The 10,316-nt window shown below is 38.7% G+C and carries 8 protein-coding genes and 1 pseudogene; 4 read left to right on the forward strand and 5 right to left on the reverse strand.

Annotated features, from left to right (window positions below):
- Positions 1–99, reverse strand: a pseudogene (locus tag CK510_RS33545) (riboflavin synthase); the annotation flags it as partial.
- A gap of 365 nt (positions 100–464) precedes the next feature.
- Between CK510_RS33545 and CK510_RS19360 the strand changes: the two are divergent.
- The 4 genes from CK510_RS19360 (at position 465) to CK510_RS19375 (ending at position 4,603) form a co-directional block, all read left to right on the forward strand.
- The gene (locus tag CK510_RS19360; RefSeq protein WP_095723260.1) at positions 465–959 is read left to right on the forward strand and encodes a bifunctional nuclease family protein; all 495 of its coding nucleotides are present in this window, start codon (positions 465–467) and stop codon (positions 957–959) included.
- 198 nt (positions 960–1,157) lie between these two features.
- A complete protein-coding gene (locus CK510_RS19365) occupies positions 1,158–2,288 on the forward strand; it encodes an aldo/keto reductase (RefSeq protein WP_095723261.1) in 1,131 nt (376 codons plus the stop codon).
- Positions 2,289–2,454: 166 nt separating this feature from the next.
- Positions 2,455–3,771, forward strand: a complete 1,317-nt coding sequence (locus tag CK510_RS19370; RefSeq protein ID WP_245912223.1) for a DUF4910 domain-containing protein — start codon at positions 2,455–2,457, stop codon at positions 3,769–3,771.
- Positions 3,772–3,877: 106 nt separating this feature from the next.
- Complete coding sequence (locus CK510_RS19375; RefSeq protein ID WP_095723262.1) at positions 3,878–4,603, forward strand: SDR family oxidoreductase; 726 nt, start codon at positions 3,878–3,880, stop codon at positions 4,601–4,603.
- A gap of 126 nt (positions 4,604–4,729) precedes the next feature.
- On the opposite strand, the gene CK510_RS19380 is transcribed toward CK510_RS19375, so the two are convergent.
- The 4 genes from CK510_RS19380 to CK510_RS19395 all read right to left on the reverse strand — a co-directional run bounded on the left by CK510_RS19380 (position 4,730) and on the right by CK510_RS19395 (position 9,777).
- Positions 4,730–5,434, reverse strand: a complete 705-nt coding sequence (locus CK510_RS19380; RefSeq protein WP_095723263.1) for a diacylglycerol/polyprenol kinase family protein — start codon at positions 5,432–5,434, stop codon at positions 4,730–4,732.
- Positions 5,435–5,447: 13 nt separating this feature from the next.
- A complete protein-coding gene (locus tag CK510_RS19385; protein WP_095723267.1) occupies positions 5,448–6,287 on the reverse strand; it encodes a DUF1361 domain-containing protein in 840 nt (279 codons plus the stop codon).
- A 193-nt stretch (positions 6,288–6,480) separates the two neighbouring features.
- Positions 6,481–7,542, reverse strand: a complete 1,062-nt coding sequence (locus CK510_RS19390) for a hypothetical protein (RefSeq protein WP_095723264.1) — start codon at positions 7,540–7,542, stop codon at positions 6,481–6,483.
- Positions 7,543–7,710: 168 nt separating this feature from the next.
- A complete protein-coding gene (locus CK510_RS19395; protein ID WP_095723265.1) occupies positions 7,711–9,777 on the reverse strand; it encodes an iron uptake porin in 2,067 nt (688 codons plus the stop codon).
- Positions 9,778–10,316: the final 539 nt, after the last annotated feature.

Raw genomic sequence — 10,316 nt, forward strand, 5'->3', positions numbered from 1 at the left:
CTTTAAAACATCTAACGAATGGCTGATAAATGAAATTTGCCAAGAATCGCCTCCCAAGGGCTTGATTGTTCCTAGTGCTTGAATTAATCCTGTAAACACGGCTTTTCTTTTATCTCGCTTGATTTATTGCCTATTTGTAGCGCTTACTTCCAGAGAGGTTTATCGCTAGAACATCACCCAGTATTTAGACTCTTACTCTCAACTATTTAAGTATAATTCCTGATGCTGATTTGTATAGAGATATCAATACATGAATAGCAAATTCAAGGCATACTTGGGTTAGTAGATGATTGTAAAAATCAGATGGCTTAACTTACTCTGGTATTCACAACAAATAGGGAGTTTAATAGAAGCAATTATAGCGAGTAAAGACTAATGTTTATGTCAAACTCAATCTTGCCTTGCAAAAGGTACGATTTATTACATACGTTCCTAGCGTTCAAAGGATTGTAGAGGCTTAACCAATGATTGAAATGAGAGTCGCTGGTATAGCATTAGATGCCATAACCCGCAGCCCAATAGTGCTACTCAAAGACAGTACTGAACGCCGTGCATTACCAATCTACATAGGTCAAGAGCAGGCAAAGGCGATTATGAGCGCGTTGGAGAACCAAAAGCCTCCTCGTCCTTTAACACATGACCTAATAATCAATGTTTTTGAAGCATGGAATATGACTTTAGAAAAGGTGATTATTCACTCTTTGCAAAAAGACACATTTTATGCATCTCTAATTTTGCGGCAGGGGGAAAATAGAAAGGAAATAGACGCACGTCCGAGTGATGCGATCGCAGTTGCACTCCGTACAAATACGCCAATATGGGTCATGGAAGAAGTAATTGCTGATGCCTCCATACCCGTAGACCGTGATGCTGATGAAGCTGAACAGGAAGCTTTTCGTGAGTTTCTCTCGAACTTACGACCAGAAGATTTAATCAAACGCTTCGGCACTGACAGTTAAAAATAGTTAAGGGTGAAAAAATTAGGAGTTAGGGATTAGGAGTGTAGATACGGCTTTCAGTTTCCCGTAAAATAACCGCTCTCGTTGGCGCAGTCGCCCTCTTAGGGCTAGAGTAGGTTGTAGGATTAGGAGTAAAATAACTCATAGCTCATAACTTATGACTCACAACTCACAACTCACAACTCCTAACTTCTATAGATGTTATATCGACGCTTTGGGAAAACTAATCTAAAACTGTCTGTTTTTTCATTGGGAACCATGCGCTACCTGGGTTCGCAAGAGATAGCACAGGAAACAATTTCACAAGCGATCGCATTCGGGATAAATCATATCGAAACTGCCAGGGGATACGGTAGTAGTGAGGAGTATCTAGGTAGTGTAATTGCATCTGGGTTGTTGGTGTGTCGTTCCCAGATGCATATCACCACCAAAATTCCACCGACACAAGATGCAGAAACCATGCGTCGGTACATTAAGGAATCTTTAGCCCGTTTAAATCTGGATTATCTCGATTGCTTGGGAATTCACGGTTTAAATACTTGGGAACATCTCGATTGGGTAAAGTCGGAAAATGGCTGTATGCAAGCTGTACGGGAAGCGGTTGCCGAGGGGAAGGTACGTTACGTTGGTTTTTCTACCCACGGTTCCCTGGAATTAATTTTAGCAGCAATTGAAACCAATTTATTTGATTTTGTCAATCTGCATTATTACTATTTTTTTCAGCGCAATGCTTTAGCAATTCAACGTGCGACTGAGAAGGATATGGGTATATTTATTATTTCACCTGCTGATAAAGGTGGAAAACTCTACACTCCACCAGAGAAATTAAAGGAATTTTGCGCTCCATTTACACCGCTTGAGTTAAATTATCGTTTTTTACTGACCGATTCGCGCATCACAACTTTGAGTATTGGTGCAGCAAATCCTGAAGAATTAATAGAACCATTGCAAGTTGCAGATAATGGGGGAGAATTGAATCAGGCTGAAATAATGGCATTTGAGCGTTTGGAAAAGCAGCAAAATTTAGCTTTAGCAACGGACAAATGCAGTCAGTGTTACGCTTGTTTACCTTGTCCAGAAAATATTCATATCCCAGAAGTATTGCGGTTGCGAAATCTAGCTGTTGCTTACGATATGGATGATTATTGTCAATATCGCTATGGGATGTTTGAAAATGCTGGACATTGGTTTCCGGGAATGAAAGGAAATCGCTGTACGGAATGCGGTGATTGTTTACCCAAGTGTCCGGAAAATTTGGATATTCCCGCTTTGTTGAATGATACTCACGAACGATTGAAGGGGAAAGCAGGGAGAAGACTTTGGGAATAAGGGGATTTTGGATTTTGGATTTGTGGTGGGATCGGAATCTGAAAATTATGACAACTAATTAAAAGTCTTTTAAAGATTCAGTAAAAGAAAATTTACGCGATCGCGAATATGTAACCTACACATATAATGGTAAAAATGTAAACTATACTTACGTAGGGTTATCGGCGTGAATACTGCAAATACCAAAATAGGGATAGAAATTGACGTAAATAGTGTTAGTCAAGAAATATACCAATTAATCTCAGCTTTATACCCTATCTGTCGCAGTATTACGGGTGATGGGGTTCGGAAAACGCTTAATTTTGTTCAGCAACATATTTCTTTAGCACTCCATGAAGTTAAAACTGGAACTCCTGTTTTTGATTGGACTGTTCCCAAAGAATGGAATATTCGTGATGCTTATATTAAAAATTCTCGCGGTGAAAAAATAATTGATTTCCAAAAGTTGAATTTACATGTTTTAAATTACAGTCTGCCTGTTAATCAAAAGATTCAATTAGAAGAATTAAAAAAACATCTAATTTCCATTCCCGATAAACCTGATTGGGTTCCTTATCGGACTTCTTACTATAAAGAAACCTGGGGTTTTTGCCTTAGTCATAATCAATTATTACAAATACAAGATGATGAGTATGAAGTTTACATTGACTCAACATTAGAAGACGGAAGCTTGACTTATGGCGAATATTTCATCCCAGGTGAAACAGACGAAGAAGTATTAATTTCTTGCCATACTTGTCATCCTTCCCTAGCAAATGATAATCTTGCAGGGATTGCTTTAACAACATTTTTAGCTCAATACTTAAGTCAATTAAAACTAAAATACTCCTATAGGTTTATCTTTATTCCGGGTACAATTGGTTCGATTACTTGGCTAGCGAGAAATGAGGCAAATGTCGATAAAATCAAACATGGCTTAGTAGTAACATGTATTGGCGACCCCGGTAAATCCCACTACAAAAAAAGTCGTCGGGGGAATGCCGAAATAGATAAAGCTGCGATTCATGTTTTGCAGCGTTCAGGACAAGATTTCGTCATTCAAGAATTTTCACCATATGGTTATGACGAAAGACAATATTGCTCACCTGGCTTTAATTTACCAGTTGGTTGCTTTATGCGATCGCCCCACGGAACTTATCCGCAATATCACACATCGGCAGATAATTTGGAGTTAGTAAAACCCGAATATTTAGCAGATTCATTGACCAAGTTTTTAGCAGTTTTAAATATTATTGAGAATAACAAAAAATACCTGAATCAAAATCCTAAATGTGAACCAATGTTAGGAAAACGCGGGCTTTATAGTGCCATTGGTGGACAAACTGATACTAAGAAGCGCGAACTAGCAATGCTGTGGGTTTTGAATATGTCTGATGGAGAAAGTTCTTTATTAGATATTGCTGAAAAATCTGATTTAGAATTTGACTTGATTAAGGAAACTGCCGATACTTTACAGCAATTTAATTTGTTGAAAGAATGTTAATAGTTAATAGTTCATGTAGGGGTTAACGGTTGTTAACCCTAATCATAAATTAGTATCGACCCAAAATCTAAAATCTAAAATCTAAAATCTAAAATCCAAAATCAGAATGTCTATATTCAAAAACCAAGTTGCAGTAATTACAGGAGCAAGTAGCGGAATCGGAAGCGCGATCGCGATCGCATTGGCAAACCAAGGAGCAAAACTCTGTCTAATTGGACGCAATTTAGAAAAATTGCAAGAGGTATCATTCCTCACACACAAAAAATCACCGCAAGTTTCTACATACCCACTCGACATTACCCAAGATGAAGATATCAAAACCCTCAAAACACAAATAGAGCAAGAATTTGGCGAAATTGACTTACTAATTCACAGTGCGGGTACCATATCATTTGGTGAAATCAAAACAACCCCTGTCGAAGAATTAGATCGACAATACCGCACCAACGTTCGTTCACCTTATTTGCTTACCCAAACCTTTCTACCATCATTAATTAAACAGCAAGGGCAAATTGTCTTTATTAACTCTAGCGCTATATTTAGCGTCAAAGCTGGAGCAGGACAATACGCAGCTAGTAAACAAGCACTCAAAGCGATCGCAGATAGTCTTCGTGCGGAAGTTAATGCTTTAGGTATACGTGTTGTCAGCATTTATCCAGGACGCACTGCAAGTCCAATGCAAGCTAAAATATACGAAATCGAGGGAAGGGAATATAAACCAGAACTATTGCTGCAAGCTGAAGATGTTGCCGATGCAGTTGTTAGCGCTCTTAGTTTACCCCGTACTGCTGAGGTGACGGATATTAATATTCGACCATTTCTGAAAAGTTAGGAATATGGGTTAAATTTAATCCACATTCCTAATAGCTTAGAACATCACCTGAGATACGAATTTATCTGCGTTTATCTGCGGTTAATTTCTTCTTCCAGTACCTCACGAATACGTGAATTGCGATAGTCAAATATAAAATATAACCCCAACAACACCTGCTGCTACCAACGGAACCGTCAAATTATCCGTTCCATGTGGTGAAACTGCTTCTACAAGTGTCGCTGCACAAGCTGCTAAAAAGGAAGCAACAAGCACTTTCCATGTTTCCCAAGTTAAAGAATTGGGACTCAAAAATGAACTTGGTAGTAAAGTCAGCACTAAAAAAATAACTATAGCACTACTTACAAACATAACTATCGAACCTTCCCAAGTTCTTGTACTATCCCCAAATTGATACTTGTGTTTACCGTAATTTTTCCCAATTAATGCTGCTAATGCATCACCCCAAGTCATTGCCATGACTCCAGCAGTAGCAATTGGCACTGTATCAATTAACATTGGTCGCCAAAATACTGCAAATAACAACGTCACTGAAATAGCAAAATATACCGTACCTGGGGAACTACTGGAGGTATCCATTGCCCCAACAAGTCGATAACGGTAGAACAAATAATTTAGGAAAATGAACGAAGCAAAAGGAATAATTCCAACTTGCCAGGAATTGAATAGTGCTAACACTCCAAAAGTCCACATTCCAGCACCAATATGGATGAATTTGCGGGTTAAATCTGGTTGAATTCCCCCAAATTTCCGGAGTAATTCTCCGATAACTAAAAGTGCGATCGCATATGCGTAAGAAGCGGCAAGACCAATATAATTATTTACTATCATACAAAGTAGCAAATTAACTACTAATACTACGTCGCACATTCATTGTATCGTTAGCTCGCCTCACAAAACCCAAAGTGACGCGCTTCATCAGCCAATACAACCCAGTCAAAACGAAGAAAGTAATTGCCATAATTACTAAAGGTTGTTTACCAAGAAGTTCCTCGACACCACGAGTTAATAAATAGTCAGGTTGTGTGATGAAGTCCCAAGTGTTGAATCGCAAAAATCTTCCCCAATAAATACCAATTGCAGACAAAAAATGAGTAATTAACTCAACTCCCAAAATCCACTGACTTTTCCCAACACGGTGTAAGTATTGACCTAAATTAATTAAAGAAATTACATAAGCTTGAAATCCTGCCAAAATCACAAATATATAAATAGGAAATAATACTAAAGTAATAATCCAAATTGATTGAATTGTCCGAATATCATCAATCAGATGGATGACATCAGTCAATAAATAAGGTGCATTTGGTAAAAATCCATAGAAAACAACAAAACCCAACCACCACAGTACAGAACGTCCATATCTACTGCGAAATAACCAAATGCTAACTGGTATCAGCCCAAGAATAAAAAATAATCCTAATTGCAGTGAAGGAATCTTTGTAATTTGAGAAATTACAGCTTTGAGAAAAGATTTTAAATAATTACTGTTAGGTGGTATACAAGCGAATAATGCTAAGAATCCTAATCCCCAAGCTCCAAGATTTTTACGTCTGCTACGAAACAGCCAAACACTAAGAACTAAGGGGATAAATGCCAGAAATAGATTCCAAATCATCCACTTACTGTTAATTTGTAAAACCTGTATGACTTTGGCTATCAATTCGCTTAGTTCTACTTTCATAAACATTTATCCTTTAGCTTGGATTCCCTAATTCATTAATATAACGATAATTTTATTCGCGATAAATAAATTTTAGTATGTATTTTCCGTATTATTTTTTTTACTACACCTGCGTTTACCTTGTTTCCAGAATTAATTAAAATAATTTTTTGGAGAGAGACGTTCTATGAAACGTCTCTACGATTCTGAATTGCTAACGCATCAAGATGCGACTGCGAGGACCAATTTTCGTTGATGCATTTGGTTTGCGACGACAATCTACTGAATTTTGCGAACAAATAGATTGTTCATTACTAATATTCTCTTTATTGGGATTCAAGGCAAATTTATTTTGCCCTTCTGAAGCTGCTTGACTAATTACATTATCTGGGTTGGCAGAGGAAATCTGTCCACTACTAAATTCAACATTTGGTTGAGTTGTTGGTGATGTGGGGTTAGAACTTATATCTGTAATTGGAGGAGTGGAAATTGGAGGAGTTGGAGGAGTTGGATTAGTTGTAGTTCCTCCTCCAGTGGTTCCCCCTCCAGGAGGAATGGGTTGCGTACCCTGAGGAATTTTGATTGTTAAACGTACCAAGGGAACATTAGTCATTTTGTACGAACTTAGGGCAGGAGTTGGTTTAACACCTGATTTGGGGTCATAATCGGTTTTAAAATCAAAAACAGTAGGACTATCACCACCATTGCGTTGGCGTAGCCCGTCGTAGACATCGCTATATCTTGGTCCTTGTCCTGTGACTTCAAATTTACCTTGATATAGATTACCTGTTTTTGGGTCTCTAACAATGCCTTCAAAAAAAGCTTTTTGCAAAGATAATTCATCCTGAACGGAAGCTTGAAACTTCACCGGAAAAGTTGGTCTACCTTGATAATTATAGGTTTGCAGTTCTCCACTCAATAAATCCTGGGATGCGATCGCACCATCACGGGAAATAAATTGCAATCCATAAAAGTCTACAAAATAATTCAAACTACCATCTGGATTGGTTTTGACTTGGACAAATTTTGACGAATAAGCGGGAACTAAATTTGGATTACTTTTAGTACCTGTATTGCGAAAATAAGTACCACTAGAATCAGTATTAATTCGGGTAGTACTATTATTTGTAGTCACCCCAAAAGGATAATTTAGGGTTCCTGATATTTCACCAGTGGTTTGAATACTCAATTGGGCAGTAGCTTGCGAAGTTTGCAAAGCTAAAAACAATAGTGTCAAACCACCACTAGCTAAAGCTGTTAAACCTAATTTATACATGCTTTGAGTTTGATATTTTGAGTGTGAAAGTTGTATTTTATTGGGCAGAAGACAGAAGCAAGAAGGAAGAAAATATATTTTTGCCCTCTACTTCCTCATCCATTGCCCAATCCCCAATCCCCAATTCTCAATACTGATTGTATTAATTACGTCTTCCTCAGTAGTAAATTAAAACCGGAATGTTGCCCGCATTGCCCCGACTATCAATGTGTCATTATCCCTATTGTGATTGGGGTTGAGAATGACAAATAAACCGGGAGTTAAAGCGATGTTGTCATTGATTTGGGCACGGTAAAAAAGTTCTAAGTGTAATGATGTGTCTTCCCGTCCACCTTTACCACCACCTGTATCAAAATCTGGAATCGCAAAATTAGGCAGGTTATAACCACTGGGTAAGGTACTTGATGTAATTTTAGGAGGTTGTCCCACAATTAAACCCCCCAAATTACCAGGACGAAAAAGATTCGGGAATGCTGCAAAAACTGCCCAATTAGTGGTTTCAACTGTACCAGAAACGTTAACAGGATTTGAAGAAGTCCAACCACCCCAACCACCTAATTGTAAATTGGGATTGACTCGCCATCCGACGGTAGCACCGACTGCATGGGTATCAAAAGTTGTTTGCGGTGCAAAAGGTGAAACTAACTGAGTGTCTCCAATACCCGTACGGAGGTTGCCATCGGGTGAATGGTTGAAGAGATAATGAATTCCCACATCAAGATTATCGGTAGGTGCTACCGTAAGTTGTGCCCCTGCGGTATAATTTCCCCCAAACAAACCACCAGTATTAATATCACCGGGAAAGTTAGCGATTTGGGCACTATAGACAGCTTGGAGAGAGATGCGATCGCTCATTTGCCAATCGAAACCAACACCACTAGTACCGCTACCAATCGCCAAAATTGGGTTGCGCTGCCCAAATAGGGAAATTGCCCCATCTCCTGAACCTTCTAGGGGATTGATTCCGCGAAAAGTATTAACCGGGTTTACTCCTGCGGTTCCCACGACAACACCAAAATTATTGGAAACTGGGAAACGATAGGATAATTCATTCAAATAAACATTATTATTGCCAGTATCCGATTCAAAACCCAATCTACCCATATTTGTAGATAATGCTTGGGTTGATGAACCTAAATTACCTGCTGCAAGTCCAGTCAAAAGTAAATCTCGTCCAGTAAATGAGGTAGCTAAAGTTAATTGACTGCTACTTGTAAATGTCACATTAGTTTCCGCTTTCCGTGGTGTTTCCTCACCTCGATACAAATATACATCACCCTCATTAGTTCCCTGCACACTAAAAATCGCTTGTCCATAAAGCTTTGTTGTTGCCGAAAACTGATTTTCTTTAAGTTCTGCTGTACGTTCTTCCAAATTATTTAACCGTGCTTGAATCACTTTGAGTTCCCCTTGAAACTCAGCTTGCAAGCGTTGTAGCGTAATTAAATCTTCTTGTTTCGCCAGATTTTCTTTATTAGTTGCAATTAACTCATTAATTTTATCCATACAAGCATTCAATCCCGCAGCAAATTCATAGCGAGACATTCCCCGGTTTCCCTTAAATGTTCCATCTGGATATCCAGCAACGCAACCATAGCGCTCCACTAAAGACTGTAAAGCACTAAAAGCCCAGTTAGAAGAATCCACATCCTGCAACTGCGATACAGATGTTACTTCCGACATCCCATCAGTAGATGTGGAATCCAGCATTTCCGGATGGGAAACCGTGGAAAGTTGGGAATTAGTCACAGACGATTCATCGGGTTGTGCGTATGAATTCCGTAGAGACGACCCGATGGGTCGTCTGTATAAATTAGGATTAGGTAGAGACGACCCAATTGATTGTCCATATAAAAGTGGAGAATTAGAAGTAGAGAAAGAAAAATCATTTTCCCCTTTGTCCTTTTCCCTTTCCCCCTTCTCCCCTATTTCCCGCTTATTTTTAATTTTATTTAATATATTTTTCTGCTTCTTCGTTAATTCTGAACCAGTAACCTCGGAACTAATTTCGGGAAGCGTTAATTCAGGTGGTGCGATACTTTTGGAAGAAGTCGCTGACACCATACTATCTTCTATTTTTTTTTGGGAGGAAACTTCTGTATTTTGCCCTTTTTCCTCTTGACTAAATTCTTGTACCGTGATGTCTGGCTGAATTGCTGGCTCTTCCGGTAATTCTGACAGCGTTGGTTGTCCTGCCGTTAATATGCCCGCCATCAGCAGACCAATATCACTCATTGTATTCCTGTTTACTACTATCAATAGTCATTTAGACAGGAAAATTTATCGCAGACAGGACTATTTAGTTATTTGCACGGTATAAAAATTACTAATTATTTATTACTTGCGTAACATCACTGAGAACTAAGCTGTTCCACATTTAATTTGCACATAAGACGCTGGCAAGATGCCCACACTACAAGAATTATACGTTTTTGGGTTATGCAATTTAGATGTGGTTTAGCTTAACATCCAGAGTTTCTATAGTTAATTTTGATTGATTTTTGCATTCTTCTCCGCCCCTCTGCGTGAGAGTGAAGCCGACTTCACCCGGTCAATAGTTTAAATAAACCTCGTCCATGATGAAACCCGGAGTTTTTTTAGCGATTCAAATACGTCATTGCGACGTAAGGTAGACGCTAATCTCCGAGAAGGCTTCGCCAACGTCTACCTTCGGAAGTCACTTCGTGCCTACCCGTAGGTAGCAATCTCAAGGTCTTTATGGAAAACTACAGTTCTCAAGATAGACGAGGTTTATCTATACTACAAACATCTTA

The sequence above is a fragment of the Brunnivagina elsteri CCALA 953 genome (genome assembly GCF_002289455.1).
Classification (GTDB): domain Bacteria; phylum Cyanobacteriota; class Cyanobacteriia; order Cyanobacteriales; family Nostocaceae; genus Brunnivagina; species Brunnivagina elsteri.

What these genes read in the sequence shown, in the direction of transcription:
- CK510_RS19360 (WP_095723260.1), top strand. Translation starts at nt 465, where the DNA reads ATGATTGAAATGAGAGTCGCTGGTATAGCATTAGATGCCATAACCCGC.
- CK510_RS19365 (WP_095723261.1), top strand. Translation starts at nt 1,158, where the DNA reads ATGTTATATCGACGCTTTGGGAAAACTAATCTAAAACTGTCTGTTTTT.
- CK510_RS19395 (WP_095723265.1), bottom strand. Translation starts at nt 9,777, where the DNA reads ATGAGTGATATTGGTCTGCTGATGGCGGGCATATTAACGGCAGGACAA.
- CK510_RS19385 (WP_095723267.1), bottom strand. Translation starts at nt 6,287, where the DNA reads ATGAAAGTAGAACTAAGCGAATTGATAGCCAAAGTCATACAGGTTTTA.
- CK510_RS19390 (WP_095723264.1), bottom strand. Translation starts at nt 7,542, where the DNA reads ATGTATAAATTAGGTTTAACAGCTTTAGCTAGTGGTGGTTTGACACTA.
- CK510_RS19375 (WP_095723262.1), top strand. Translation starts at nt 3,878, where the DNA reads ATGTCTATATTCAAAAACCAAGTTGCAGTAATTACAGGAGCAAGTAGC.
- CK510_RS19380 (WP_095723263.1), bottom strand. Translation starts at nt 5,434, where the DNA reads ATGATAGTAAATAATTATATTGGTCTTGCCGCTTCTTACGCATATGCG.